General features: G+C 37.2%; 29 protein-coding genes. 19 read left to right on the top strand and 10 right to left on the bottom strand.

The window, feature by feature from the left end:
- The first annotated feature begins 106 nt into the window (after positions 1-106).
- Together A6M55_RS10715 and A6M55_RS10720 are read left to right on the top strand one after the other, a co-directional pair.
- A complete protein-coding gene (locus A6M55_RS10715; RefSeq protein ID WP_064197580.1) occupies positions 107-688 on the top strand; it encodes an RNA polymerase sigma factor in 582 nt (193 codons plus the stop codon).
- Positions 681-1,955 carry a carboxypeptidase-like regulatory domain-containing protein gene (locus A6M55_RS10720; RefSeq protein WP_064197581.1) on the top strand — a complete coding sequence of 425 codons (1,275 nt, stop codon included), beginning with the start codon at positions 681-683 and terminating at the stop codon, positions 1,953-1,955. Before A6M55_RS10715 ends, A6M55_RS10720 begins: the two co-directional genes overlap by 8 nt.
- A gap of 23 nt (positions 1,956-1,978) precedes the next feature.
- On the opposite strand, the gene A6M55_RS10725 is transcribed toward A6M55_RS10720, so the two are convergent.
- The gene (locus A6M55_RS10725) at positions 1,979-3,214 is read right to left on the bottom strand and encodes a serine hydrolase (protein ID WP_064197582.1); all 1,236 of its coding nucleotides are present in this window, start codon (positions 3,212-3,214) and stop codon (positions 1,979-1,981) included.
- 447 nt (positions 3,215-3,661) lie between these two features.
- Positions 3,662-5,203 carry a M20/M25/M40 family metallo-hydrolase gene (locus A6M55_RS10730; protein WP_064197583.1) on the bottom strand — a complete coding sequence of 514 codons (1,542 nt, stop codon included), beginning with the start codon at positions 5,201-5,203 and terminating at the stop codon, positions 3,662-3,664.
- Positions 5,204-5,366: 163 nt separating this feature from the next.
- Between A6M55_RS10730 and A6M55_RS10735 the strand changes: the two genes are divergently transcribed.
- Positions 5,367-6,143, top strand: a complete 777-nt coding sequence (locus A6M55_RS10735; RefSeq protein ID WP_064197584.1) for an aminoglycoside 6-adenylyltransferase — start codon at positions 5,367-5,369, stop codon at positions 6,141-6,143.
- Positions 6,144-6,219: 76 nt separating this feature from the next.
- The gene (locus tag A6M55_RS10740) at positions 6,220-6,672 is read left to right on the top strand and encodes a hypothetical protein (RefSeq protein WP_064197585.1); all 453 of its coding nucleotides are present in this window, start codon (positions 6,220-6,222) and stop codon (positions 6,670-6,672) included.
- Between the two features lie 53 nt (positions 6,673-6,725).
- Here the strand turns inward: A6M55_RS10740 and A6M55_RS10745 are convergent, their stop codons facing one another.
- From A6M55_RS10745 to A6M55_RS10760, 4 genes are all read right to left on the bottom strand, one after another.
- Positions 6,726-6,998: a type II toxin-antitoxin system RelE/ParE family toxin gene (locus tag A6M55_RS10745; protein ID WP_064197586.1), complete on the bottom strand. Its 273-nt coding sequence runs from the start codon at positions 6,996-6,998 to the stop codon at positions 6,726-6,728.
- Positions 6,995-7,195 carry a hypothetical protein gene (locus A6M55_RS10750; protein ID WP_064197587.1) on the bottom strand — a complete coding sequence of 67 codons (201 nt, stop codon included), beginning with the start codon at positions 7,193-7,195 and terminating at the stop codon, positions 6,995-6,997. The genes A6M55_RS10745 and A6M55_RS10750 overlap by 4 nt, the downstream gene beginning before the upstream one ends.
- Before the next feature lie 88 nt (positions 7,196-7,283).
- Positions 7,284-9,920 carry a TonB-dependent receptor gene (locus A6M55_RS10755; protein ID WP_064197588.1) on the bottom strand — a complete coding sequence of 879 codons (2,637 nt, stop codon included), beginning with the start codon at positions 9,918-9,920 and terminating at the stop codon, positions 7,284-7,286.
- 96 nt (positions 9,921-10,016) lie between these two features.
- Positions 10,017-10,802 (bottom strand): LytTR family DNA-binding domain-containing protein, encoded by a 786-nt coding sequence (locus A6M55_RS10760; RefSeq protein WP_064197589.1) that lies wholly within the window; start codon positions 10,800-10,802, stop codon positions 10,017-10,019.
- Between the two features lie 161 nt (positions 10,803-10,963).
- On the opposite strand from A6M55_RS10760, the gene A6M55_RS10765 reads away from it, so the two are divergent.
- From A6M55_RS10765 to A6M55_RS10800, 8 genes are all read left to right on the top strand, one after another.
- A complete protein-coding gene (locus A6M55_RS10765) occupies positions 10,964-12,331 on the top strand; it encodes a CotH kinase family protein (RefSeq protein ID WP_064197590.1) in 1,368 nt (455 codons plus the stop codon).
- 179 nt (positions 12,332-12,510) lie between these two features.
- Positions 12,511-13,224: an endonuclease/exonuclease/phosphatase family protein gene (locus A6M55_RS10770; protein WP_064197591.1), complete on the top strand. Its 714-nt coding sequence runs from the start codon at positions 12,511-12,513 to the stop codon at positions 13,222-13,224.
- 129 nt (positions 13,225-13,353) lie between these two features.
- Entirely contained in the window at positions 13,354-13,935 is a 582-nt protein-coding gene (locus tag A6M55_RS10775) for a Crp/Fnr family transcriptional regulator (protein WP_064197592.1), read from the top strand.
- Positions 13,936-14,020: 85 nt separating this feature from the next.
- A complete protein-coding gene (locus A6M55_RS10780; RefSeq protein WP_064197593.1) occupies positions 14,021-14,638 on the top strand; it encodes a hypothetical protein in 618 nt (205 codons plus the stop codon).
- A gap of 135 nt (positions 14,639-14,773) precedes the next feature.
- Entirely contained in the window at positions 14,774-15,403 is a 630-nt protein-coding gene (locus A6M55_RS10785) for a hypothetical protein (RefSeq protein WP_064197594.1), read from the top strand.
- A 254-nt stretch (positions 15,404-15,657) separates the two neighbouring features.
- Positions 15,658-16,059: a VOC family protein gene (locus A6M55_RS10790; RefSeq protein ID WP_064197595.1), complete on the top strand. Its 402-nt coding sequence runs from the start codon at positions 15,658-15,660 to the stop codon at positions 16,057-16,059.
- Between the two features lie 38 nt (positions 16,060-16,097).
- Positions 16,098-16,862 (top strand): helix-turn-helix domain-containing protein, encoded by a 765-nt coding sequence (locus A6M55_RS10795; RefSeq protein ID WP_064197596.1) that lies wholly within the window; start codon positions 16,098-16,100, stop codon positions 16,860-16,862.
- A gap of 142 nt (positions 16,863-17,004) precedes the next feature.
- Positions 17,005-17,394, top strand: coding sequence for a DUF1398 domain-containing protein (locus tag A6M55_RS10800; RefSeq protein ID WP_064197597.1), 390 nt, complete (start codon positions 17,005-17,007; stop codon positions 17,392-17,394).
- A 72-nt stretch (positions 17,395-17,466) separates the two neighbouring features.
- On the opposite strand, the gene A6M55_RS10805 is transcribed toward A6M55_RS10800, so the two are convergent.
- Positions 17,467-17,808, bottom strand: a complete 342-nt coding sequence (locus tag A6M55_RS10805) for a hypothetical protein (protein WP_156511030.1) — start codon at positions 17,806-17,808, stop codon at positions 17,467-17,469.
- Positions 17,809-18,011: 203 nt separating this feature from the next.
- Here A6M55_RS10805 and A6M55_RS10810 point away from each other — a divergent pair, with 203 nt between their 5' ends.
- From A6M55_RS10810 to A6M55_RS10835, 6 genes are all read left to right on the top strand, one after another.
- Positions 18,012-19,553, top strand: coding sequence for a CotH kinase family protein (locus A6M55_RS10810; protein ID WP_064197599.1), 1,542 nt, complete (start codon positions 18,012-18,014; stop codon positions 19,551-19,553).
- 197 nt (positions 19,554-19,750) lie between these two features.
- Complete coding sequence (locus tag A6M55_RS10815) at positions 19,751-20,224, top strand: hypothetical protein (protein WP_064197600.1); 474 nt, start codon at positions 19,751-19,753, stop codon at positions 20,222-20,224.
- A gap of 37 nt (positions 20,225-20,261) precedes the next feature.
- Positions 20,262-21,062, top strand: a complete 801-nt coding sequence (locus tag A6M55_RS10820; RefSeq protein WP_064197601.1) for a polyphosphate polymerase domain-containing protein — start codon at positions 20,262-20,264, stop codon at positions 21,060-21,062.
- Positions 21,031-21,666 (top strand): DUF4956 domain-containing protein, encoded by a 636-nt coding sequence (locus A6M55_RS10825; protein WP_082892985.1) that lies wholly within the window; start codon positions 21,031-21,033, stop codon positions 21,664-21,666. Before A6M55_RS10820 ends, A6M55_RS10825 begins: the two co-directional genes overlap by 32 nt.
- Before the next feature lie 82 nt (positions 21,667-21,748).
- Positions 21,749-22,408, top strand: a complete 660-nt coding sequence (locus A6M55_RS10830) for a DUF2490 domain-containing protein (RefSeq protein WP_064197602.1) — start codon at positions 21,749-21,751, stop codon at positions 22,406-22,408.
- 58 nt (positions 22,409-22,466) lie between these two features.
- Positions 22,467-22,991 carry a DinB family protein gene (locus A6M55_RS10835; RefSeq protein ID WP_064197603.1) on the top strand — a complete coding sequence of 175 codons (525 nt, stop codon included), beginning with the start codon at positions 22,467-22,469 and terminating at the stop codon, positions 22,989-22,991.
- Here A6M55_RS10835 and A6M55_RS10840 read toward each other — a convergent pair.
- Positions 22,948-23,328, bottom strand: a complete 381-nt coding sequence (locus A6M55_RS10840) for a hypothetical protein (RefSeq protein WP_064197604.1) — start codon at positions 23,326-23,328, stop codon at positions 22,948-22,950. The two genes, A6M55_RS10835 and A6M55_RS10840, sit on opposite strands and share 44 nt — an antisense overlap.
- Positions 23,329-23,513: 185 nt before the next feature.
- Between A6M55_RS10840 and A6M55_RS10845 the strand changes: the two genes are divergently transcribed.
- Entirely contained in the window at positions 23,514-23,699 is a 186-nt protein-coding gene (locus A6M55_RS10845; protein WP_064197605.1) for a hypothetical protein, read from the top strand.
- A 202-nt stretch (positions 23,700-23,901) separates the two neighbouring features.
- Here A6M55_RS10845 and A6M55_RS10850 read toward each other — a convergent pair whose 3' ends face one another.
- A complete protein-coding gene (locus tag A6M55_RS10850; protein ID WP_082892989.1) occupies positions 23,902-24,111 on the bottom strand; it encodes a hypothetical protein in 210 nt (69 codons plus the stop codon).
- Between the two features lie 142 nt (positions 24,112-24,253).
- Entirely contained in the window at positions 24,254-25,474 is a 1,221-nt protein-coding gene (locus tag A6M55_RS10855) for a 4-hydroxy-3-methylbut-2-enyl diphosphate reductase (RefSeq protein WP_064197606.1), read from the bottom strand.
- Positions 25,475-25,521 lie beyond the last annotated feature (47 nt).

Raw genomic sequence — 25,521 nt, forward strand, 5'->3', positions numbered from 1 at the left:
GATTAAAGACTAATTTTAGGGAAGGCATTTTAAAATCAACAAGTATAAAATACTGATAAGCAAACACTTAACTCATATTCCATAAAACGCTCATACCCTAAGAATAATGTTTTTCAAGCGATTCAGCAAACCAAAGCCCACCACCGATGCCGAATATTTGGCAGCGTATCAGGCTACGGGAAACCTTGAATTGTTGGGAGAATTGTATGAACGTTATATGGAAATGGTGTTTGCAGTTTGCTTTAAATATTTGCAAGATGAAGACGAAAGCAAAGATGCAGTAATGCAGATTTTTGAGGAGTTGGTCATAAAACTACGCAACCATTCGGTCGAGAATTTTAGAAGTTGGCTGCACAGTGTGGCACGGAATCATTGTCTGATGCACCTCCGCAGTAATCGCCTGCAAACCGAGGGTATCGATTTTTTTGAAGATCGTTCTGTGGAAAATGAGCCGTTTGAGCATCAATCAGATGAACCTTTTGAACTGGAACAAAATTTATCGAAAATGACCGATTGCATCGAAACGCTCTCGGACGAACAAAAAACGAGTATCCGATTATTTTATTTAGAGGAGAAATGTTACAAAGAAATTACCGACCTTACAGGTTATGATTTGAATAAAGTGAAAAGTTACATACAAAATGGCAAGCGGAATCTGAAAATTTGTATTGAAAAAAAGCATGAATAAAGGCAAAAAAAATACTAAACTGACAGCCGAAGAGATAAAAAAATATCTCTCGGGCGAAGCTTCGGCCAAACAAATGCAAGAAGTAGAAAAACAACTACTCAACGATGCATTTGCGGCTGATGCTTCCGAAGGTTTAGAAAAATTATCGGCTGAAAAAATTGATACTTCGGCTGCGATGAACGACTTGAAAAGACGCCTTGATTTAAGAGTAAAAACGAAGCAAAAGCAGACCAACATTATTCCACTTTGGCAGCGTGTCTCGGTGGCAGCTTCAATTGCCTTAGTCTTTGGTGTTGGATTGTATTTGATTTTCTACAAAACTGATAATCAAACACTTGCTGTAAACAAACCACAAGAAACGCTTCCAAAAACAACAGCCGAAACTCCGCAGAAAGAAACGATAAAAGAAGTAGTTGCTATCAATCAGCCAAAGGCTACCAAAGCAAAAGAAACAATTTCGCCAAGCCCACAAAATAGTAATCAGCAAGAAAATAGTAATCAAATTCCAACTCAAGAATCACAAGATTTAGCACTACAAAACAATGAAGAAAGTAAAGCCGATGAGGTGTTGAAACCTGCGGCACCAATAAGCTCTGAAAAAGAAATTGCCGAACCAAAAGCTGCAAAAACACCAGTAGTTTTGGCAAGTAGAGAAAGAACTCCGACTTTTTCAGGAAAGATTCTCGACACAGAAAATCAGCCGATTGCTGGGGCAATCGTTAGCCTCAAAAATAGCAATAAAGGTGTACAAGCTGATATAAATGGAGTTTTCAGAATCAATGATGTAAATATTGGTGAAACTTTAGAAATCAATGCCATTGGTTATCATTCGCAAGAAGTTGTGGTAAAAAATCAAGATTTAGGAAAAATTAATCTTTCAGAAAATAGCAGTGCATTGGCCGAAGTGATTGTAGCGGATAATCAATCAAAGGCAAAAAAAGCTGAACAAAAAACCATTCTAATCAACGAACCGCCAACGCAAGACCCTATTCCAATAGGTGGTTGGAGTAACTACGATACTTATCTGCGAAACTCACTCAAAAGTACAGGTTCGGTATCGACTCTACATTTTGAAGAACCCCTCCGCCTACGTCTCACTGTCGAGCCAGATGGTACGCCATCAAACGTGCAAATTGACAACGAACTCGACAAAGAAAATACTCAAAAAGTGGTTGAAGCCATAAAAAAAGGGCCAAAATGGCTTCCCGCCAAACGAAAAGGCAAAAAAATAAAAAAAGAGGTAAAAAGAGAGTTAAAGCTTAGATAGCTTTTCTAAATGCATTTCGATCCTTATTTGGTTGTTGAATAATACTTCATCACAGTCTTAAAAACTTGCTCTCTGATAGGATTTACATTGAAATAATCTTTTGTTGGAGATAATCCAATATTTTGGCGATTAATGAGCAAAACTATTGAAATATTGTCGTCAGGTACAACACAAATGCTTGTACCCGTAAAACCTGTATGACCAAAAGAACCTTCGCTGGCATTTTTCATAAAAGCATTTTGATTATCCATCATCCAACCAAGTCCATTTTTAAAGTCATCTTTTGTCAGAAAAAGCCCAAGTGTTTTCTCTGAAATAAACTGTTTTGAACCAATTTTACCCTTATTTCTTAATACATCTACTAACTTCTGAATATCATCAATCGTCGAAAAAATACCCGCAGCTCCCGAAACACCTTCATTCGCATACCATGTGTTTCCATCATTCACTTCGCCCTTTAGTGTATATTGACGCCATCCATTCCATGAATTTGGGTCAATTTCTTTTATTTTGAAACCTAAACTTGCATCTTCAACCATTCTTTTTTCATAAGGATTACCGTGTGATGTAGCCGCAATTTTCAGTTTTTTAGCAGTTTCATTGGGTTTATAAGTAGTATTTTTCATTGATAATGGTCGAAAAATATTTTCTTCCATAAAAACATTCAATGGTTTGCCTGAAATTTTTTCGATGATTTCACCTAAAATAGTAAATCCTAAATCACTATAATGGCGGCCTTCTCCAATCGGAAATTTAAGTGGTAATTCTTCGATAAATTTAAAAGTTTCTTGTTTGGTTTTACAGCGATAATACAATGGATACCAGTCGTAGAGCCCCGACGTATGGGTCAATAAATGCCTAATTGTAATGTCTTTTTTATCGGACTGATTGAAGCCGTGAATATATTTTCCTACTTTATCCTCAACATTGATTTTGCCAGCATCAACCAAAAGCATTATTGACGTAGTTGTGCCAACAACCTTTGTTAAAGATGCGATGTCGTATAAATGATTGATTGAAGTTTTTTCGGGAAACGCCAATTGATTACCATCAAAACCTTTGATTTGGGCATAACCGTATGCTTTTTTGAGAATAACTTCATTCCCTTTCTTGATTTGAATGACTGCCCCAGGAATTTTTGATTGCTCAATATAAGTCTGAATAATGGTGTTTATTTCTGAAATACAAGATGCTTTATTCTGAGCATTTCCCAATGTAAAGCTTAATACCAATAATAATGTAAGCGTTTTTTTTAACATAACTAAGGCGATTTTGAGTCTTTATTTATAACAATATTAGGGCCAGTAAGCTTTGTTTTGTGATACTGAGCGTTTTGTGAAGAATTGCAATATAATCTAAAATTAAAAAAGATTAAACAAACAAGCCCAAAATTGCTTCTGGAGCTTGTAAAAGTAAAAATACAATGTTTTCATGACCCATCTACAAACCTATAATATAGCTTTCGAGGTGAATAAATGCCTTTAATATAACGTATAATTAAGGTTGAAAAAATTATATATTACAACATTTTTCTTTAGATGATTATAAATTCAGTCTTGAAAATCTACTTAACGTTAGGATAAAACGAACTTTATGGCATTAATTATTTATGTAGTCTATATTAAAAAAAGCAGCCTTATCTTCAAATATAAGGCTGCTTTCGTATTCAACAACTTCTCGCAGTTTGTTTGTAGAGAAGTAAAGCTCTATTTCTTTCTCGGTAATTTTTCGTCACGCATGGCGGCGTTATAGACAAACGAAGCCACGATAGTTGCTGCTTGTTTTAAATCTTCTGGTTGAAGATGGTCATACGAGTCCATGTTTGTGTGGTGGGTACGAGTGTTATACTCGATTTCATCTTGAATAAATTGAAAACCTGGGATACCAACACCCACAAACGAAAGGTGGTCGGTGCCGCCAGTGTTTCTAATCGTAACGGTCTTTGCTCCTAAATCATTGAAAGGCTCAAACCATTTCGTAAAAATCGGGCGACAAGCTTCGTTTCCTTGCAAATAAATACCTCTGATTTTACCTGTTCCGTTATCAACATTAAAATAAGCCGCTACTTTCTCGCCTTCTGCATTGCTTTTTTTAGCATCTTTCGGGTCGGCTAAATGATTTTTTACGTAATTTCTCGAACCAAAAAGTCCTTGTTCTTCACCACTCCAAAGAGCAATTCTGATAGTGCGACGTGGCTGAACTCCCAATGTTTTCAAGATTCTAACGGCCTCCAACATCACCGCAGAACCCGCAGCATTATCAGTTGCTCCAGTCGAACTCTGCCACGAATCGAGGTGAGCACCCAACATTACCACTTCTTCTTTCAGTTTTGGGTCAGTACCTTTGATCTCTGCCAAAACATTATAACCTTTCAAATCTTCGGTATAGAATTTTGTTTTTACATCTAACTCTAATTTTACTGGAATCCCCGCTTTTGTCAATCGGCAAAGCGATAAATAATCTTCGGCAGCAAGCATAATATCAAGTAAACCTTCAGGGTCAGTGGCTTTGTATGAACCTCCACCCGATACAAATAACGTACCGTCTTTTCCTCTGGCACTCATGCTCAAAAGAGCCAAAGCACCTTCTTTTTTGGCCATATCTTTGGTTTTTGTAGAAAGCATATTGGTTCTACGCATGGCCTGCATCATTGAGCGGAAAGCAGTATCGGGTGCAGTAGTAGTAGTCGGTGTTGCAGCAGCCATTTTCTCCAATTCTTCGTCGGTATAACGGCTCGCATCTGGCTTGAAAGATGGTTGAATTTTATCGTTTTTATAAAGCAAAATCACTTTATCCTTTAGTTTTCCACGATAATTTTCAAGGCCGAGAGTATCGGTTTCATCAATCAACAAAATCTCAGCCGATTTTAGTTTTCCTTTTGTACCAGCCGTCCAAGTTTTTGGGTATGCAATCAAAGGTCGGTAATACGGAGCGGTCATGGCCACGTAGCTTTTGTTGAGTTCCCAGCCTTTACCAAAATCGCCCCATGCTTCGAGCTTGGCATCTTCTAAGCCCCATTCTGATAGTTTTCCTTTAGCATAATTAGCTGCTTTCATATACCCTGGCGAGCCTTGCAAACGAGGACCGTTTACATCGGTCAGATGAAAAGCAATATCCATTACTTTTGAGTTTTGAAGCCCTTCTTGACGAATTTTCTTGGTTGTCTCTAAATCAATTTTCTCTTCTTGGGCATTGGCTACACCCAAAGAAAACATACTGAGTGCTACAATAGGTAGGAGTTTTTTCATACAATATAGATGTGTTTAGTTTGTTGAAGGCTAAAGATATACGTAATAATTGGGGTGGACAAAATTTTGAGATTAATGCGGTCGATAAAGCGATTAATTGAGCTTAAATATTGATTTGGAGTGTATATTTTCTGTAACTTTGAAAGTAAACCTCTCTAATGATATGACCATACAACAGGAATTTGCCAAAAACTGCGTGAGAACTCTCCGAAAAGACGAATCAGTGATTGGGCTGGCGGTGGCGGGTTCGTGGCTCACAAATGAAATTGATGAGTTTTCAGACCTTGATTTGGTTTTGGTAACAAGACAAAAAGTCTCATGCGATAAATCGTTGATGATTGATTATGCTCAAAAATTGGGTAATTTTTTGTCGGGCTTCACAGGTGAGCATGTAGGCGAACCACGAGTATTGATTTGCCTGTATGATAATCCACTGCTACATGTCGATATTAAGTTTCTAACTATCGAAGAGTTTAGCTATCGCATCGAAAATCCTGTTATTTTACTCGATACTGACGGGCAATTACAGCAAGTAATCGAACAAACAACTTATCAGTTTCCTTATCCCGACTATCAATGGCTTGAAGACCGCTTTTGGATTTGGGTGCATTATGCACTGCTGAAAATCGGGCGAGGAGAATACACCGAAGCCCTTGATTTTATGGGTTTTGTACGAATGGTTGTTTTGGGGCCATTATTACACATCAAAAATGGAAATCTGCCGAGAGGTGTACGAAAAGTAGAAACACAATTATTGGCCGAAGATTTTGCAGCACTCCGAGATACAATTCCTATCTATAACCGTGAATCACTTTTAGAAAGTTTAGAAAATGCTGTTGAACTTTATCGGAATTTGCGAGCCGAACTTTACGCTGATTCTATTAAATTACAACTATCAACCGAAATGAAAGTGATGGAGTATTTTGAGAAAATTAAATAAATTTTGTAGAATTTATGCGTAGGGATGTCCAAATTGGACGTTCCTGAGTAAATCTTAAACACTAAAAAACTAAAACATGAAAAAACACTTTTCGATTTTAACTCTAACCTATTTATTAATGGCCTGTGCACCTTCAAACAAGCAAAAACAAGACACATTAACCGTTGAAAAAGTCAACCTACCACCAATGGTAGGTAATGATGCCGACGAACACGGCTGCAAGGCATCGGCTGGGTATCAGTGGTCGGTTTTACGAAATGAGTGTATCAGAATATTTGAAACGGGCGTACGATTAGACCCCGTAGCGAAAGACCTCGAACAATCATTATCGGCTTTTGTGGTCATTAAAACTGACAGCAGCGACCAAGAAATAGAACTTTTTGTGCCTTATGACGAACAAACGATTATCGTAAAAAAAGAAGCTACGAATAAATGGAAAAATGATAAATATGTGCTGACTAAAGCCAAAGAAATTTACAGCATCGAAGATGCCAATAAAAAATTGCTTTATAAAGGTGCGGTTGAATAGGAATTTTAAATGGAAAAACGCTCCAAATTAAACTGTTATTTGGAGCGTTTTCTTTACGGAAACTTTTTGTAAATATCTTTTCGATGGTCAAATGTTACAAAATAAAGCATTTTTTCATCTTCTTCCCATTTGATACCAATTCTGTGATTTCCTACTCGAATACGAAAATAGGAAGTATATCCTTTCAGTTTCTTTATGTTACGAATTTCAGTTAAACTATCAGACTTTTCTACATCTAAAATGGCTTCATAAATGGCATTTTTTACATCTTCATCTTTGAGTTTCTGCAAAGCTTTCAAGAAAGAGTTCTTAAATCCAACTTTCATATTTTACCCAAAGCTTTCAAAATATCTTCTCTATTTACTGTCTCAGTTTTCATTCCAACATCAATTTTCGATGCCAAAAGATGGTCTTCCCATTGCTGAGTAGATATTTTTTGACTTTTTATGCCCAACTTATTTGCCAGTGTAACAAGCAGTTTTAAATCTTCTACCGATTGGCTTTCTAAAATAATTGCACTCATATTTCTGTATATTTTTACAAAAATAACAAAATATTACCAATGATATGTGCCACATCAAAAAGATGTAGCACATATTTTTATAACTCTATCAATACTTCAAATCAAACACCGCACCTAAATAAAACATTCGGCTGATTGGTGCTGAGCCGTAAACCGTAATAGCATTAGCGTTTGTCAGATTTGTACCACCTAATTTAAAGGTTGTTTTAAGTGGCTTTGCGTGATAATTTACTTGTGCATCAAGCGTTCCAAAGGCTTTTATTTCGCCTTCATCAAATGGCATAAAATAAGTATAAGTATCTGTCCAACGATAATTCACTGAATATGTTAAGTCTTTCTTTATCAAGCCATTAACTCCTAAATTAAACTTATACTTTGGTGTATTGAAACCAGCAATTAGTCCTTTAATATCTGAAATTTTCGACCAAGTGTAGTTTCCGTAAAGACTCACATTTTTGTTTAAACGATAATCTAAACTTACGAAAGCCCCTTGGGTGGTTACGGGTTTATCAAAATTCGCCCAAGTCTGAATAAATCTTCCACGAGTACGGTCGGCTGCTGGTTTTGCCCAATCACCTGTTTTCTTTACAAAATCACCTTCGGGTATTTGTCCATCTTCACGGCCTTGGAAGCGTACGATTCCGATAAAACCATTATACAAACTTCTATAATAACTCAAATCAACTTGTAAATCTTTGGTTAGCAGGGCTTTATAGCCAACTTCCCAAGAATTCATTTTTTCGGGAGCGAGTTTTTTTACTTCATAGGGTGCAGTTCCTGCTGAGTTTAAGCCTTTAAAACCATTTTCGGTATTTCCGATGAGCAAAATACTGCCATAATCTAAATAAATGTATTGGTCGAGTTGAGCAGGAGCTCGGAAAGCAGTAGAATAATTGGCTCTAAAATTATGACGCCCCGAAGCATAAACGGCAGATAAACGAGGTGATAGTTTCGTATCGAAATTCTTGAAAGCATCCAATCGAGTAGCTGCTGCGAGTGTCAGTTTTTCATCGAAAAGCTTTTGTTGAATCTGTCCATAAACTCCTGATTCCCAGTTAATTATTTCGTTTCGTTGTTCGGTGTTTAATGGCGAATAAATGCCATCTGAAAGCAATGTTCCTGCCGACTTTAGAATATATTTTCGGTATGCTCCACCCACTACCACATTGGTAGTTTTGAAACGGAACTCACGTTGTGCCGAAAAATCAATATTGCGAGCGGTATTTGTAAAAGCTGCACCTTTGATAGTTGAACCATTTACTTTTAAATCACCTACGCCGTTGGCTACTTGTTGCGTTACACGCTCAAAAACTGTCGGCACAGATGCTCCCTGAACTTGCTTAATTTGCAGATTTTGTGTCAAATCAAAAGCCAATTTTGCAGCATTTTCAATGCTTTGTCCGCCTTGAATTGCTGGTAAAGTAAAGACCGCTGGAGCAACTGAATTGACCAACTCTGGCACATAAACCCCTGCCAAATTTCCGCCGCCGAAACCATTACCACGAGCGGCGGCAAAAATCTGATTCCAAGCACTGAAATAGTTGGCGGCAACAGTTGGGTAGGTTCCCAAAGCAGGGTCTGCTAATCGCATATTTTGGAGGGCATTAGCCACACCACCAATTTCGTAGGCTTTTCCGCCATAATCAAACATTGAGTAAGCACGCACAAACCAACGGTCGTTTTTAATCTCAAATTTGTGCAAATCATACTTCATTTCTCGCCAAGCAAAGCGGCTCGTACTTTGAAAAATACCATTTCCGATTGATTTACGGTATTCGTAAGAAGCCTTTGTTCGTTCGTTGATTTTGAAATGAAGCGAAGGATTCAAACGTACATTTCCTGCTTTAAAATCTCCACCAAAACCAAATTGTCGGCCATCATTTACGGTCAAAATTTCACCTTCTTTGAAACCTGGCATATAAATTCTATAAGGCTTACCATCATTGTATTTAGTAAAAGCTTCGTTGGTAATCGTAGAGCCAATATCACCAAAATAGTTAAGTTTATTCCAACCAAAAGGCGAGCCATAAGCATTATTAGCGGCATCCGAACCTGCTAAACCACCCTCGGTTGTGGCTTTGATAGCGGCATCAGATTCGCCCAAAAACTCATCGGCCGAAATAAAATTAGCATTGAGTTTGAAGGCAAAACGTTTAGCAAAAACCTGTGCATAACGCAGTTGAGTATCGAATAAAAGACGGGAACCACCACGCACCGAAACAGTAATGCCTTGATGCTTGAATGGGTCTTTTGAATTCATCAAAATCACACCGTTCAACGCCCCCGAACCATAAAGGGCCGAATTTGCTCCGTAGATTACTTCGATATTATCAATATCCAATTCGGGAGTTCCCATCCAATTCCCGCCATAAAGCGAAGAAGTTGGCGACATAAACTCCACATTATCAGCCAATTGCAGTAAACGCTCGGCTTTTCCGCTATTAAATCCGCGTGTACTTAGACTTGTCACGAACAAGCTCGACTGGCTTACATCAATGCCTTTGTAGCGAGCCAAAGAAGAAATTAATTCTACGCTCGGAGAATTTTGCAACTGCAAGGCAGAAACTTTCGTGACCGAAACTGGGGCTTTGAAAATACTTTCTTCGATGCGAGAAGCCGAAATCACGACTTCGTTGAGATTCTGAACACTATCAAGCTGAGCCGATGCTCGAAATGATAGCAATACAACTAAAATACTGGTAAAAATTGTAAATCTTTTTTTCATTTTCCGTTTGGTTTAAAAACCCCACCCCCAGCCTTCCTCGACTGGGAGGGAGTTTAGTTTTACGCCCCCTCTCCTTCGGGGAGGGTTGGGGTGGGGTCACTCCTCAATCCATTTTCTAAACTGGGCGGCGTTTTCTTGGCTGATACTTACTTCGGCTTTGGCGAGGTGCAGGAGTTCGAGGGCAATTTTGCCTTTGAATGAAGGTTTAAAACTTAAAATGGCATCAATATGAACAATAAATTTGCGATTTACCCGAAAAAAATCTCGACTCGGCAACTCGATTTCGAGTTCGCTCAGGCTACGTTCTACGGAGTAGCGTTCGCCCATTCGGTCTATCAAAAATACAATTCTTGATTCGGTATAAATAAACGCAATATCTTTGGTTGAAACCACATAATAGTTTGTGCCTTTCTTGGCAATCAGGCGGTCTTTCTGAAAAGCAGACTTTGTTATTTTTGAATCATTTTCGGCCGAAAAACGCTTCAAAAAATGCAATTTCAATGCTTCATATTTCTCCAAAACCCGATTTACTTCTTCCTTCCCTATTGGTTTTCTGAGGTAATCAATGGCATTGTAGGCCATTGATTGCGACCAATATTTGTCATAAGCCGACATAAAGACGACAGGAAAACTCGGCAATGATTCTTGAAATATTTCAAAAACCAACCCGTCCCTTAATTCTACTTCGCACAGAGCCAAATCATACAAAACTCCTGCATTGAGGGCTATTTTTAGTTCTTCGTTTGTTTGGCAAAACTCAATGTTAGACATAGGAAAGTACTCAGCTAAAACTTGTATTAGTAGCTTTGCCTGATTCTCATCGTGTTCGACCAAAAGAATATTCATGGCAATTTGAGTAGTAAGATTTCCGTTTTCGTGCAATGATTTTCGGGCTTGGCGAAATAAAATTTGCGTGACAAAATTACAGAGAACAAATTAGATTACAGGCATTTTGAGATTTTTCGCAAGTTTTTGGTCAAAAACGCATCAAAACAACTATTCCTTACGAACTTACGTCTATCGTGTAAAACTAAACACCATTTATGAAACCTATCAAAATATTACTTGCAGCTACGGGTTTGTGGCTTTTGGTTGCCTGCGTAAAAAATGCCGAAACCATCACGCCTTCTAACACAAACCCCGACTGGTCAACCGAGAGCCACAGTAATGATGCCGACCCAAACTACACGGTGGTTTTTCCGCAAGATAAAGTCAATAGTTTGGAAATAAGCATGACCAAAGAAACTTGGCAGGAAATCAGAACGGATATGATTTCGGTGAAAGGTTCAGATTTTGGCGTGGGAGGAACACAAGGAGGCGGCGGAATGGGCGGCGGTGGTGTAAATAGCACTACCGAACCAAAATATGTGTCGGTTACGCTAAAGTTCAACGGCAAAACATGGAATAATGTTGGTTTTAGGCTCAAAGGCAATTCGAGTTTATCTTCGATTTGGCGTAGCGGCATTTACAAATTACCTTTCAGAATGCAATTTGACGAGTTTGAAGATAAATATCCCGAAATTAACGACCAACGTTTGTATGGTTTCAAGGAGGTTTCGATGTCGCCCGCTTTTAAAGATAATTCGTTGATTCGGGAGAAAGTTGCGTCCGATATTTTCCGCATGGCGGGTATTCCTGCGGCTCAAACGGCTTTTTATAAAGTGTATATCAATTTTGGTGATGGTCTAAAATACTGCGGTGTTTATACGATGATTGAAGCCGTGGAAGATACCATGCTGAAATCGCAGTTTGGCGAAAAAAGCGGAAACTTGTACAAACCAGAATCTACTTTTCAGAATTTTTCACAAGCACAATTCGAGAAAAAAACTAATGAAGAAACAGCCGATTGGAGCGATGTGCAAGCAACTATCACGGCTTTGAATGCCTCGACTCGCACTTCAAACCCTGCTCTTTGGCGTGAAAATTTGGAGAAAGTCCTGAATGTTGACCATTTTGTAAAATGGTTGGCCGTGAACACAACTTTGGTGAGTTGGGACACCTACGGAGCAATGGCTCATAATCATTATTTGTATAACCATTCATCAAAAAAACTGCTCTGGATTCCGTGGGATAATAACGAAGCTCTCACTTCACAAGCTCGTGTGCAGCTTTCGCTCACAGGTGTTGCCACCAACTGGCCTCTGATTAATTATATTGCCAACGACCCCGTTTATTATGCCAAATATAAGGCTTATGTAAAAGAATTTAACGATAATGTGTTTACTACCAGCAAGATGAATGAGATTTTCGATAAAGCAACGACACTCATTACGCCCTATGTAAACGGTACTGAAAAAGAAGAAAAGCCCTATTCAAATCTTACGAATACCGCCAGTTTTACGGCAGCTTTGCCAGTTTTAAAACAACACGTTGTGAGTAGAAATCAGGCGGTAAGTGTGTTTTTGAAGTAGGAAAATATAATCTTGAAGGCCATTAAGTTACAGAATTTGATTTCCAAATTTCATAACTTAATGGCTTTTTTATGGATAAAATTCTATCAATTTGTATCTTGTTAGAAACACTGTGAGTTAAAAGTACTACAAAACTTTTGTATATTTGGGAGTTACACATAACCTTAAAACTCAGATTAATGAGAATAATAACTTGGAACTGTAATATGGCTTTCAGAAAAAAGGCTACTTTCATTCTGGCATACAAACCAGACATTTTAATCATTCCAGAGTCTGAGCATCCAGACAAATTATTATTTCCAATTGACACACCAAAACCGACAGATATTTTATGGTTTGGTAAAAATAAAAATAAAGGACTTGCAATACTTTCTTACAGTAATTTTCGCTTCACAGTTCTTGACAATCACAACCAAGACTTACAGATAATTATTCCAATTGCCGTAACTAATGGGCAGTTTGACTTTAATTTATTTGCAATTTGGGCTAACAATCCAGCAGATAGAGATGGACAATATATTGAACAAGTTTGGAAAGCTGTCAATCATTACAGTAACTTGCTTACAGACACAAAAACAGTTCTCGTTGGTGACTTTAACAGTAACACAATTTGGGACAGAAAACATAGAGAAAGTAATCACTCCAATGTTGTAAAGTTTTTAGAAGACAAAGGAATTTTCAGCACATATCATTTATATCATAAGCAAACACAAGGAACAGAAGAACACCCAACTTTATATATGTATAGACACAAAGACAAACCTTATCATATTGACTATTGCTTTGCTTCAAAAGACTTATTAGCTAAAGTAAATTCAGTTGAAATTGGCAACTTTGATGAATGGAAAAAATACAGTGACCACGTTCCAGTTGTTGTATCTTTTGACAACTAATACAAATAAGGGCGAATATTCAATATTGGGTTTTCTATAATTTTAGCAGACAAAATGCTAATTCTCCTTCGCCAAGTCCAACAACGTTGTAATAAAGTATAATACACAATAGTAACTACAAACAAAATTATGAAAAACATACTCTTTAACTTTATATCAAAATACGTCTCTCTGAACGAAGAAGAGAAAAACGTACTACTTTCGTTAGACATTTTCCGCTCGGTAAAGAAAGGAACAATTTTACTCAAAGAAGGGCAAAAATCGAAAGAAAGCTACTTTGTTTTAAAAGGTTGTTTACGAACCTATTATGTCTTAGAAGGTGAAGAAAAAACTACTGCTTTCTACACAGAAATGGACGCCTTAACACCTCCTTGTGTCATCAATAAAAACCCTTCCGAATATTATGTAAGTTGTATAGAAGACAGTATTCTTTTAATTTCCAATTCTGATATGGAAGAAGAAATAAACAGCAAATTTCCAAAGTTTGATATAATGTGTAGAATGTTGTCGGAAGAATTGCTGGCCAAAGAACGAATAGATTTCGACGAGTTTAAAACTTCTTCTCCCGAACAACGCTACCTCAACTTAATACAAAAACGACCAGACCTTATTCAACGTGTGCCACAGCACCAACTGGCGAGTTATCTGGGTATCAAACCGCAATCTTTAAGCAGATTACGAGCAAGAATCATGGAGAAGGATAAGGGTTGAGATTCCTTTCTTAACTTAAGTGAACGAGTTATAGTATTTGACAAATCTACTTTTGCAGCATCGTTTAACATCAATTAAAACAGCTATGCAAAAGAAAATTTTATTGTTCGCTTTGACTTTACTCATGGCAAGTAAGCTACAAGTGAATGCTCAAGATGCCCAACAAGACAGCACCTACAAAAAGTGGTTTGGTGGTAGTACACTCTATTTGTTAGGAAATTTAGATAAAACCAACAACCCCGAGTATATACAACTAAATGTTGGGTATAGGATAACACCTAAAGATGTTATTTCTCTTCGATTTAAACGCTCCATTTATGCTTGGCCAATTGGTATCCCTTTCGGGCCATCATTCGATAAACCAGGTCTGAACTATCCTGGTCATGCACGCATACTTGCACCAACACTGGGCTATCAACGTTTTTGGTGGAAAGGAGCCTATACATCCGTACAAGCCTTAAATGCTTTTGAAAAATATATGGATGAGAATAATAAAAAGATTGGGAATGGTTACACGCTGTATCTGGACTTTTATTTAGGTTATCATTTTAAGTTTTTTAAGAACCGCTTCTTTTTTGAACCAGCTATCGGAATTAGTTATTGGCCTGTAAGAACGAATGTGCCAGCATCTTTTAAAGCAGTAGAACAACGATGGAACAACTATTTCATTCAACCTGGGTTTGATTTTGGGTTTAAGTTTTAAAACTACGATAATTAGATAAAGGCAGTTAAACGCTCGAAAAAAGTAACGAAGAAATCCTTTCTTAACTTAAGTGAACGATTTTAAATCTACTGCAAATCTACCTTTGCAGCATCGTTTAACATCAATCACAAATTTATGAAAAAGAAAACTTTATGGATTGTACTTGCCTTAGTGCTGGTAAGTAGTTTACAGGTAAATGCACAATATGACAAACAAGATAGCACTTACAAACGGTGGTTTATTGGAAGCTCTTTATTTGTTTTATTGGGTAATTTAGATACTAAAAACCCTCCCAACTTCGCTCAACTCAATATAGGGTATCGGCTTACAGCAAAAGATGTCATTACTGTTGAGCCCAAAACTTGGAAATACGCTTGGCCCAATGGTATTCATCCATTTTTTAGTGATTCGTACAAAAAGCCCGAAGAACAATTCCCAGGGTATGTGCGTGAGGTTGGCGTTTCAGTAGCTTACCAACGTTTTTTGTATAAAGGGTTATATGCTGAGCTTAATGTAATGCCTACTTGGCAAAAATTTGTGGATAACGACGGCCATAAAATCGACAATGGGTTTCAGGTTTTCAATACTTACCGAATTGGTTATCATATCAAACTTTTTAAAGACAGATTTTTTATTCAACCATCAATCGCCATTACACACCGTGCTTATCACACAAAATTGCCTGATGGATTTAAACAGTTAGATGATAAATGGTCTAAATTCATCTTCGGTGAACCTGGATTTCATTTTGGGTTTAATTTTTAACAAAATCATTAACTTATTGTCGAAAACAATAGTACACAGATTCACACTGATTTCTCTTAATAAACCTGTGCGAATCTGTGTCATCTGTGTGTTATTTTTTACTTTGCTACAATAATTTGGTTTAAGACCTCAGTAAAACGGACGATGAGCTTTGTCCCGTTGAGAAAGCAATTCAGTTGGCACTAAAAATGTAATTACTTTTTAAAATTCATAAAAATACCCTAATTTTATATTGAATCAAAACAGCCCTAAAAATGGCAAATAACGATATAACTCCGAAAGTAACAGGTATAGGTGGAATTTTCTTTTTTTCTGAAAATCCACAAGAACTGCAAAATTGGTATGCTAAAAACTTGGGCTTTGAAATGAATGAATGGGGAGGAGCAAGTTTTGACTCCAGAAATGTTGATAAGCCTGATGAAATTAATAGCCTTCAATGGAATCCTTTTAAACAAGGAAGCGAATATTTTGCCCCTTCAAAAAAGGAATTTATGATAAATTATAGAGTACAAAACATCGAAGGCCTTGTGAGTCAACTCAAAGAAAATGGCGTAACCATACTCGACGATATTGAAACGTATGACTACGGAAAATTTGTGCATATCATGGATACAGAAGGCAATAAAATAGAATTATGGGAGCCAATAAACTCCTAAAATCAATAAAAAAGGCAGTTCTTTGACCTTTAGTATCAATGAGATTTGACAAATTCATACCAACTGACCAGCTAAAACCCTACATCAAATACTTTGTAGTGTCAGAAAATGAACTTGCAAATGAATACAAAGTTTTTCCTACATCAGGACTTGTTATCGGTTTTCAATACAAAGGACAACTTGCTACAATTAATCAAAATACCGAAAACAAACTAACTTCAGCTGGCATTACTGGGATTACAGACGGCTATAAGGTTTTCAAAAACTCTGCTGATATTGGCACAATATTGATTTACTTTACCGAAACTGGCTTTGCTCATTTTGCATCACATCCTGCCAACGAATTATTTAATTTAAGCCTCTCACTTGACGATGTTTTTGATAGAAATATTATAACTGAAGTAGAAGAAAAACTGACGGTCGCCACGAGTGATGAACATCGAATAAAAATAGTTGAGCAGTTTTTAGTATCGCAGCTCAAAAACATTGAAACTGATAAATTGATTGTTGAAGCAATTAAGCTGATTTATCAAACCAATGGAACAATTCGTATAAAAGAGTTGAACGAAAGACTATCTATTAGTCAAAGCCCTTTTGAAAAACGATTTAGAAAGGTGGTTGGTACAACAGCCAAAAAATTTGCTTCTATAGTTCGCTTCAATACAGTTCTTGACCATCTGAACTCTTCCAAAACTTTAACTGAAATCTGCTACGAAAACAATTTCTTTGACCAAGCCCATTTCATCAAAGACTTTAAACTGTTTACGGGTGACACTCCAGAAAATTTTAAACGCTTTTTGTAAAAAACGTTTTTTTACAATTACAGCTATTTTAAGCGTTGCAACTTTGCATCGTAATCTTAATGCAACGACCTCAAAATTCATTTCGATAAGATTAAGCGTTACTATTGCGAATAATCAATTAATCCTTTAACAGCAAAGTAAAATGTTTACAGTAGAACAAATCAAAGCGGCTCACAGCAAGGTAAAATCAGGAGCAGATTTTCCTGCTTATATTAAAGAAATCAAATCAATGGGAGTTACTCATTACGAAGCGTATGTAGAAGACGGTCATATCGACTACCACGGAGAAAAAGACTACACTACAACTGTCCCTGCCAAATACGAGCCATTAATCATTGCTGATACCTCAAAAATAGAAGAATTTAAAGCAGAATTATTGGCACATCAACAAGGAAAAACCGATTATCTTACCTTTATCCGTATGTGTGCAGAAACAGGCATTGAAAAATGGGAAATCTGTATGGATAAAATGACCTGTACTTATTTTGATAAAGCAGGAAATAAAATTTTAGTAGAACAAATACCACAATAAAAATCTCGTGTATAATTACCCACAAACAAAGCAGAGTAAATCTGTATTCTGCTTTGTTTGTTTATAAAGACCTCACCTACTCAACTTCACCTCCGCCCCCGAAGTACTTGCCGAAAACACAATCGTATCAGATTTGTAGCCCGTTTTCTCAAAAACTAAGCTCACATTAGAGCAATTTCGTCCGCCATCAATGTCACTAAACTTAAAACTTCCACTTGTATCGCTCTTAATAATTGAGTAAGATTGGTTCTGTTTGTATATCACCACATCCGACAAAACTTTCATCGTTTGAGCATCAAATACCTTTCCTTCTACTTTTTGCAAACAATCACAACTCTGCATAAAAGGCATAAAAACTCCAAGAATCAAGTACTTTTTTAGGTTTATTTTGCGAAATGAAGTAATATTTTTCATGGTAAATTTAGTTTTCATGGTACTATCACTTAGCTAAATTACACAAAAAATAGCAGGTTGTTTCTTTCGATATACACAAATCATACGTTTTTCGACACCTTGACACGAAACCAACAAAGCCTTCGTCTTTTTGAATGTGAAGCAAATGTTAAGTTTTTATTAAAATTTCAACTAATCAAAAAGACAAACCTAAAGCACCGATTATGAAATCAAAGAATCTATTTTTTACTGCTATCTCGCTCGTAAGTATCTGTATTTCGTGTAATAAACTGGGGGATTCTGAGACCATCGACCCAATTCATGCAGGTCTAACCGACTGGACAGAAGCAACTCACGGCAAAACTGACCCTAATTATGATGTAGTTTTTCCGCAAGATAAAATCAATACACTCGAAATTACGCTCACAGCCGAAAACTGGGCAGCCATTAAGGCCGACATGAAAACAAAAGCAGGTAATGATTTTGGTATAGGAGGAACACAAGGTGGTGGTCAAATGGGTGGTGGTATAACCCCTCCAACTGGCGGAGGCGGACAAATGGGTGGAGGAGTTCCGCCAACAGGTGTCAATATTGATAGTTTGAGAGCAGCTATGGGAGGAAATCTCCCAAATGGTGGAGGCGGGGCATTAGATATTATTCCTGGCGACCCCATCTATGTACAATCATCGGTCAAATTCAATGGAAAAGAATGGTATAAAGTGGGGTTTCGTCTGAAAGGGAATTCGAGTTTATCGCAGGCTTGGAGTGCAGGTATTTATAAATTGCCTTTCAAATTACAGTTTGATGAGTTTGAAGACGCAAATCCCGAAATAACCGATCAACGTTTTTATGGATTCAAAGAATTTTCGATGTCTCCAGGGCAAGGCGATGCTTCTTTGATGCGAGATAAAGTTGTCTCTGATTTATTTCGTTCGGCAGGTATTCCTGCGGCTCGCACTTCTTTCTACAAAATATACATCAATTTTGGTGAAGGTCTGAAATATTGCGGTGTTTATACAATGGTTGAAGTCATTGACGATACAATGGTAGAAAATCAATTTGGCGAAGATAAAGGAAACATCTATAAGCCAGAATCAACTTTCCAAAGTTTCGTACAGGCCAATTTTGAAAAGAAAAACAATGAAACTGCTGCCGACTGGAGCGATGTGCAATCGGTAATCACGGCTCTCAATGCCACCAACCGTACATCAAATGCGGCCGCTTGGCGAGCAAACCTCGAAAAAAGCTTCAACGTTGACCATTTCTTGAAGGTACTGGCCATCAATAACACCATCGTCAACTGGGATGCTTATGGGGCAATGGCTCATAACTATTATCTTTATACGCCAACCGCCACCAAAAAAGTAACATGGATTCCGTGGGATTTTAACCTTTCAATGACTTCCACAACGGCAGCAGCTGGCGGAAACACCCAACAACAAGGCGGTGCAGGTATGGGCAGAGGAGTTTCGCTCGAAATGACAGAAGTGGCTGCCAGTTGGCCTTTAATCAGATATTTGGCCGATGACGCAACGTATTACGCAAAATATAAGTCTTATGTAAAAGATTTCAATGATAATTATTTCACAACTGCCAAAATGAACGCCATTTTTGATAAAAACTACAACCTGATTTCATCATCGGTGATGCAGGAAGTTGCTCCATATTCATATTTATCAAATACGACGGCTTTCACGAGTGCTATTACGCAATTAAAAGCTCACGTTGTGACTCGTAATCAGGCAGTTGCTACATTTTTGAAATAGAGATTCAAATGTGGCACACCTTTGAGGGGCGTGCCATATTTAGGAATATCCACGTCATCCGTGTTCCAAAATTGACAAGAATAAGTAATAAAATCAGCATCAGAATAGTTTTATTTCAAGTATTAAATTTTGTGCCGATATTGCTAAACTATTCAATTTTGCTTAGAAACAGTAAATGAAAACGCTAAACTAAAAACATGAGAATTTTAATTTTGCTTTTAATGCCTTTCTGCCTATTGGCACAATCAAAAAAAGATATTCGTAAAAATGGTGTCAAGGGAATGACCGAAGTAATCGTAGAATATGAAAACGGAAAAGAAGTCAGCCATAACGATGTATCGAAAAAGTTCGACAAAGAAGGCGAAGTAATTTTAGAAGTCAATTACGATAAAAACGGAGCATTAAAAGACAAAACTGCTACAAAATTCAATAAAGATGGCGATAAAATCGAAGAAACCACTTTCGATGCCGCTGGTAAGCAAATCAATCGTTTTGTGTATAAATACAATGCCGACGGCGAAAAATCGGAGGAAATTAAATATGATGCCAAGAATGTCATCATCAGTCGTTCGGTTTATACAATCAATGGAAAAGGGCTAAAAACCGAAAGAAAAACCTACGATGCCAAAGGCAAGTTGATGCAGACCAAAAAGTATATTTATGAGTTCTAACCACCACCCCCAACCCCCTAAAGGGGAGTAATTGACAATGACACCAAAGATTTTTTTCGATAAAATACAAGAAGAAGTTAATCTCTTTGAGCCGATTACTTTGGCCGAAATGGAAGGGGTGAAACTAATGGACAGAATGGATCTAAAATACCTAATTCCAGTAAATTTCTTACCCAATATCTTGGCCGATGCTAAGCAACATTATAAACTCTTAGAGATTGATAATCAGCGAATTTGCCCCTATCAAACGCTCTATTATGATACCGAAGATTTACGGCTTTATCACCAACACCAAGTAGGTAAGCAAAATCGGTATAAAGTGCGTTCACGCAATTACGTTGGTTCAAATTTGCAATTTTTTGAAGTAAAATTTAAGAATAACCACGGTCGAACCATCAAAAAACGCATCAAAACTAATGGCATAAATGAGCCTTATTTGCACGATGAAAGTTCGGCTTTTTTGAGTAAAATCAGTCCGCTCGAACCCGAAAATTTGCAGGGAGTTATGTGGGTCAATTACAGCCGACTTACGCTCGTGAGCAAGCACAGCCCTGAACGCCTTACGATTGATTTGGAGCTTACTTTCAAGAATGATTCAAAAGAAGTACAATATGCTCAAATAGCGATTGCCGAAATCAAGCAAGAAAAAGTGGGAGCCTCGCCGATACTGGATATTCTGAAAAAATACCAACTAAAATCGGGGTCGATAAGCAAATATTGCTTCGGAATCATCAGCCTTTTTGAGGGCGTAAAACAAAATAATTTTAAACGACACCTAAAAAGAATTTCAAAAACCTTACACCAATATGAATCTTTTACAGCAAACGCTATCGCCTGACACCCTACAAACCGTCCAAGCAGCTTCTTTCGAGTTATTCGACAAACTTTCAAGCAAATTTTTCATCCGTTTATTCATAGATTTAACCTCTGTTTTTGTATTAATTCGTCTGATTTTCTACAAAAATTACAAAAAAGCCGACCAATATCTGACGTTTTTTGCTTTCAACTTGGTTATCTTCTTGATAACTTATTTGCTCAACAAAGTCGAAATGTCAATGGGTGCGGCCTTTGGTTTATTTGCTGTTTTTTCGATGCTTCGTTACCGCACCGAAAGCATTTCGACCAAAGATATGACCTATCTTTTCTTGGTTATCGCCATAGGTTTACTTTCGGCCATCAGCAAAGGTGGCTGGGACGAACTGGCACTTTTGAATGGAATTATTCTGACCGCCACATTTTTGCTCGAAAGCAATTGGCTCATCAAAAAAGAATTTACTAAAAACATCGTTTACGATAATATCAATCTGATTACGCCCGAAAAACGCACAGAATTACTGGCAGATTTGAAAAAACGTACAGGTTTCAATGTTCATCGGGTAGAAATCCAAGAAATTGATTTCTTGAAAGATGCCACTCGTATGACAATTTATTTTTATGAATAATTTCCCAGTGTCATGCTGTGCATGGCATTAATAAGATAATATTTCCAATAGTGAAGTAAATGCTAAAAACTGTCTCTCTCTTATGAAAAAATACCTTAAAATAATCACGCTATTACTTATTTCGTCAGTCACTTTTGCCCAAAAATCAGAAGTAGATTTTCAAACCCGTCAAGGCATTGGTTTAAGCTTAGATTTACCCAAAGGTTGGGAAGTACAAGGCGAATTCCGTACCCGATTCAACGAAAATTCTACAAATTACCGAGGATCATACATCTATCTTGGGGGCGAAAAAAAGATAAATAAGTATTTATCGGCTGGCGTTGGCTATCGACTTGGAATGGTCAATGGCGAAAACTTTAATCGATTTTCTGGAAATATCGAAGGAAAGTACAAAATCAATAAATTTACTTTTTCGCTTCGTGAAACCTATCAATCACAAAAACAAACATTTGTTGGCGATGATGAAGGTACAGCCGAAAACTATCTCCGCTCAAGACTCGGTGTAAAATATGCTGTTACAAAAAAATTAGACCTGAATGTTTCGACCGAGCCGTTTATGCACAAAAACGATGGGGTTTTCGAGACAGATTTTTGGAGAAACCGTGCAGGAATCAGCTATGAATATCTAAAGAATAAAAGTGTGAGCTTATACTATATTTGGCAACCCGACGTAAATAAAAATTACCCCGACACTAAAAATATCTTAGGTATTAATTTTAATTTTGGCATTAAAGTTAAGTAAATTCTTGTCAGTATCAAGCCCTACTTTTGGCGTGATACTGACCATTAATTCCAAAACAATGCCTAAAAATAACCTCGAAGTTTGGTTGCGTGGTCCACTGCCCGATGTTCCTCCTCTCCTGCAACCAATAGCTCATGCTTTGCTTCAAGCACAAGAAGAGTTGTACGAATATCTAAGCGATTTTCCCGATAATCTACTTTGGCAACGCCCAGCTGATGTTGCTTCGGTGGCTTTTCATTTACAGCACCTTACAGGCGTACTTGACCGCATATTTACTTACGCTCGTGGCGAATCTCTGAGCGAAATTCAGATGCAAAACCTAAAAGCAGAAGGGGTAGGAAATACTGAAATTACAGTTCAACAACTCATCGAAGATTTCAATAAACAAATAGAAAAAGCTATTTTTCAGTTAAAAAATACCGATGAGACAACTTTAACCGAAGTCAGAGGCGTTGGGCGAGCTCAAATTCCGTCAACCGTGATTGGCTTACTTTTTCATGCGGCTGAACACACAACAAGACATTTGGGGCAACTTTTGGTTACTTCAAAAGTTGTAAAGAAGATAACTGATTTATCAGTCTGACCGCACTTTGCTTATCGCCAGAAAGTAGCTTTTCGTGAATCTTCCGAATGGCTACTTTTGTTTTTTTAGAGCCAACCAAGTCTTCCAAAGCGTTTTCAGTGGCATACAAACTTCCATTTACTTCAACAATATCGGCATCCATCAGCACCGCAGCACGTAGTTTGCTGATGCTGGTTTCTAAAACCACATTTTTGTTTTGTTCGGGCGAATTTTCAAGCACAAACGTCTCACTTTTCGGAATACCATTGAAGGCATAGTAACAGATAATCAGCATAAATATTGCGAGAGTAAGCAAATTTTGAAAATGATTTTGGCGAGAAGGAAACGTTGTTTGCATTACCGTTGTTTTTATTACAAAGTAAAGTTGCAGATGTTAGGAAGAGTTTATCGGAATATTAAGAAAAAGTAAAGTTTATAAAACACCGAAGCCAAACCTTTATTTACGATTTCTTAACATTGGCACAATTTTTAGTTTATAGTATAATACGACCTTTGTGTCAGTAAAATTTAAAACACACATTAATGATTAAGAGTACATTTAGATTAAACCAAACTCACTGGAGATACACCGTGAGAACCACAAACGGACTCAGCGAAGAGCGTTTGTATGAAGACACCGACGAAGATTTGTACGGTGATGCCTTTGAAGGTGATGATTTTGATGAAGTTTTCGATAATTCTATCGAGAATTTCTCAATTGCCGCCTAATTTTTAGCACGATTTATAAGATTTAAAGATAGAAACGATTACAGTTAAAAGATTTTTATCTATCATCTTAAAGAATATCATATAGTTTTGTTTAGGTTAGTAATCAAAGAATTAGCAGGGAGATTTTCACTCTGCTTTATTTTGTTTCTAAACAATCGCTAAAAACAGAAGCCCTTCGATTTAGATCGAAGGGCTTCATTATTTAAACACTTACTGTTACTTGGGTTTTGCGAAATGTTCGATTAAGAATTCCTCGGTAGATACTTCCGAAACGCTCGTAGCACCATTTCCTTAGTTCTCGAATTTCCTTGAAGGATAATAGTTTAAGGCCTTTTTTTAATTCTTTTTCAAACAGTTCTCTCTCAAAACTGACTTTCTCTAAGATCAGTTTTACATACTCAATCATCTTCATAAACATCTACTTTTTATAATGAACTGATGGGTAACGGAGAATTTTAATGTAAATTTAAAAATAAATTTTTGTATTATACAAAGAATATACAAGATATTTATTAGCAATTTATTTCTCCTAAATTACCTTTTTGGCTGTGTATTTATAACGTCAAAAGGAGTTCATCTATTTCTTTTGTAGTGTTAAAAAATGATAAAATTTTCAACAAAACTGCTTCCATTACGGCATCGGGGCATGATGCCCCACAAGTGAGCATAATAGTAGTTTTTTCTTTTTCGACCAAGAATTCGCCTATAATCTCTTGTTTTTTGTGTAAATCGTAGCGTTTAATTAGATTTTTATCCAAAATACTTTCGTGCGATTGTATAAAAAATGTTGAGAGTTTAGCCTCGCAAAGTTCAACTAAATGTGTAGTATTCGAGCTATTGTATCCACCAACAACTACTGCCAAATCAGCTTCATTTTCCAGCAGAGCATAGGTTGCTTCTTGGTTATCATTGGTTGCATAGCAAAGTGTGTCACGAGTGTTAGCAAAATAGCGTTCAACTTCGGCTGGTTGGGCTTTGTGATACCCAATAATTATCTTTTTCAAGTAGTCGGCAATGCCTTGTGTATCCGATGCCAACATTGTGGTTTGGTTCACTACTCCGATTCGCTCTAAGTTACGTTCGGGGTCGAAACCTTCCGAATATTGTCCCGCAAAATCTGTATAAAACTGCTCTTTTGGAAGTTCCCGAGTAATATACTTTGCCAGCAGTTCGGCCTCTTTTATATCATTTACGACTACAGTCGGAGCATTTTGTTTGCTGTGCGAAAACGTCGCACGGGTTTCTTCGTGGTTGGGCTTTCCGTGTACAACAATGCTGTATCCACGCTCGCCGATTTGCCCCGCACGGTTCCAAACTTTCTCAACAAACGGACAAGTTGTATCGTATTTATAAGGGTCTATACCGAGCGAAGAAAGTTGCTGCTGAATCTCAATAGTTGTTCCAAACGCTGGAACAACGACCGCATCTTCGGGTTTGAGTTCTTGCCAATCAATTAATTGATTTCCCTTTGTATCCATCAAAAACTTTACTCCTTGCGAGAGTAAATCAGCATTTACATCGGGGTTGTGAATCATTTCACTCAAGAAGAAGATCCGCTTATCTGGGTTTTCGGCAATAGTTTTGTAGGCAATCTCAACGGCATTTTCTACACCATAGCAAAAGCCAAAGTGTCGGGCAATCAGAAACTTAACCGAACCAAAATCGAGCACAGTTGGTGTAAAATCTTTCTTCAGTTTATCTTTTGTTCGACGAGCCTCCTTGATTTTACCGATGATATTGCTCTTATAAATTTCTGGAATGACAAATGATTTCATATTTTTTGAAGCTAAAAGTCACTGACCTAAGCCAATCACTAATTTAT

Source organism: Emticicia sp. MM (assembly GCF_001649495.1).

Bases quoted from the DNA above. Each gene is read 5' to 3' on its own strand.
- A6M55_RS10715 (WP_064197580.1), top strand. From the start codon at position 107: ATGTTTTTCAAGCGATTCAGCAAACCAAAGCCCACCACCGATGCCGAA.
- A6M55_RS10720 (WP_064197581.1), top strand. From the start codon at position 681: ATGAATAAAGGCAAAAAAAATACTAAACTGACAGCCGAAGAGATAAAA.
- A6M55_RS10725 (WP_064197582.1), bottom strand. From the start codon at position 3,214: ATGTTAAAAAAAACGCTTACATTATTATTGGTATTAAGCTTTACATTG.
- A6M55_RS10730 (WP_064197583.1), bottom strand. From the start codon at position 5,203: ATGAAAAAACTCCTACCTATTGTAGCACTCAGTATGTTTTCTTTGGGT.
- A6M55_RS10735 (WP_064197584.1), top strand. From the start codon at position 5,367: ATGACCATACAACAGGAATTTGCCAAAAACTGCGTGAGAACTCTCCGA.
- A6M55_RS10740 (WP_064197585.1), top strand. From the start codon at position 6,220: ATGAAAAAACACTTTTCGATTTTAACTCTAACCTATTTATTAATGGCC.
- A6M55_RS10745 (WP_064197586.1), bottom strand. From the start codon at position 6,998: ATGAAAGTTGGATTTAAGAACTCTTTCTTGAAAGCTTTGCAGAAACTC.
- A6M55_RS10750 (WP_064197587.1), bottom strand. From the start codon at position 7,195: ATGAGTGCAATTATTTTAGAAAGCCAATCGGTAGAAGATTTAAAACTG.
- A6M55_RS10755 (WP_064197588.1), bottom strand. From the start codon at position 9,920: ATGAAAAAAAGATTTACAATTTTTACCAGTATTTTAGTTGTATTGCTA.
- A6M55_RS10765 (WP_064197590.1), top strand. From the start codon at position 10,964: ATGAAACCTATCAAAATATTACTTGCAGCTACGGGTTTGTGGCTTTTG.
- A6M55_RS10770 (WP_064197591.1), top strand. From the start codon at position 12,511: ATGAGAATAATAACTTGGAACTGTAATATGGCTTTCAGAAAAAAGGCT.
- A6M55_RS10775 (WP_064197592.1), top strand. From the start codon at position 13,354: ATGAAAAACATACTCTTTAACTTTATATCAAAATACGTCTCTCTGAAC.
- A6M55_RS10780 (WP_064197593.1), top strand. From the start codon at position 14,021: ATGCAAAAGAAAATTTTATTGTTCGCTTTGACTTTACTCATGGCAAGT.
- A6M55_RS10785 (WP_064197594.1), top strand. From the start codon at position 14,774: ATGAAAAAGAAAACTTTATGGATTGTACTTGCCTTAGTGCTGGTAAGT.
- A6M55_RS10790 (WP_064197595.1), top strand. From the start codon at position 15,658: ATGGCAAATAACGATATAACTCCGAAAGTAACAGGTATAGGTGGAATT.
- A6M55_RS10795 (WP_064197596.1), top strand. From the start codon at position 16,098: ATGAGATTTGACAAATTCATACCAACTGACCAGCTAAAACCCTACATC.
- A6M55_RS10800 (WP_064197597.1), top strand. From the start codon at position 17,005: ATGTTTACAGTAGAACAAATCAAAGCGGCTCACAGCAAGGTAAAATCA.
- A6M55_RS10805 (WP_156511030.1), bottom strand. From the start codon at position 17,808: ATGAAAAATATTACTTCATTTCGCAAAATAAACCTAAAAAAGTACTTG.
- A6M55_RS10810 (WP_064197599.1), top strand. From the start codon at position 18,012: ATGAAATCAAAGAATCTATTTTTTACTGCTATCTCGCTCGTAAGTATC.
- A6M55_RS10815 (WP_064197600.1), top strand. From the start codon at position 19,751: ATGAGAATTTTAATTTTGCTTTTAATGCCTTTCTGCCTATTGGCACAA.
- A6M55_RS10820 (WP_064197601.1), top strand. From the start codon at position 20,262: ATGACACCAAAGATTTTTTTCGATAAAATACAAGAAGAAGTTAATCTC.
- A6M55_RS10825 (WP_082892985.1), top strand. From the start codon at position 21,031: ATGAATCTTTTACAGCAAACGCTATCGCCTGACACCCTACAAACCGTC.
- A6M55_RS10830 (WP_064197602.1), top strand. From the start codon at position 21,749: ATGAAAAAATACCTTAAAATAATCACGCTATTACTTATTTCGTCAGTC.
- A6M55_RS10835 (WP_064197603.1), top strand. From the start codon at position 22,467: ATGCCTAAAAATAACCTCGAAGTTTGGTTGCGTGGTCCACTGCCCGAT.
- A6M55_RS10840 (WP_064197604.1), bottom strand. From the start codon at position 23,328: ATGCAAACAACGTTTCCTTCTCGCCAAAATCATTTTCAAAATTTGCTT.
- A6M55_RS10845 (WP_064197605.1), top strand. From the start codon at position 23,514: ATGATTAAGAGTACATTTAGATTAAACCAAACTCACTGGAGATACACC.
- A6M55_RS10850 (WP_082892989.1), bottom strand. From the start codon at position 24,111: ATGAAGATGATTGAGTATGTAAAACTGATCTTAGAGAAAGTCAGTTTT.
- A6M55_RS10855 (WP_064197606.1), bottom strand. From the start codon at position 25,474: ATGAAATCATTTGTCATTCCAGAAATTTATAAGAGCAATATCATCGGT.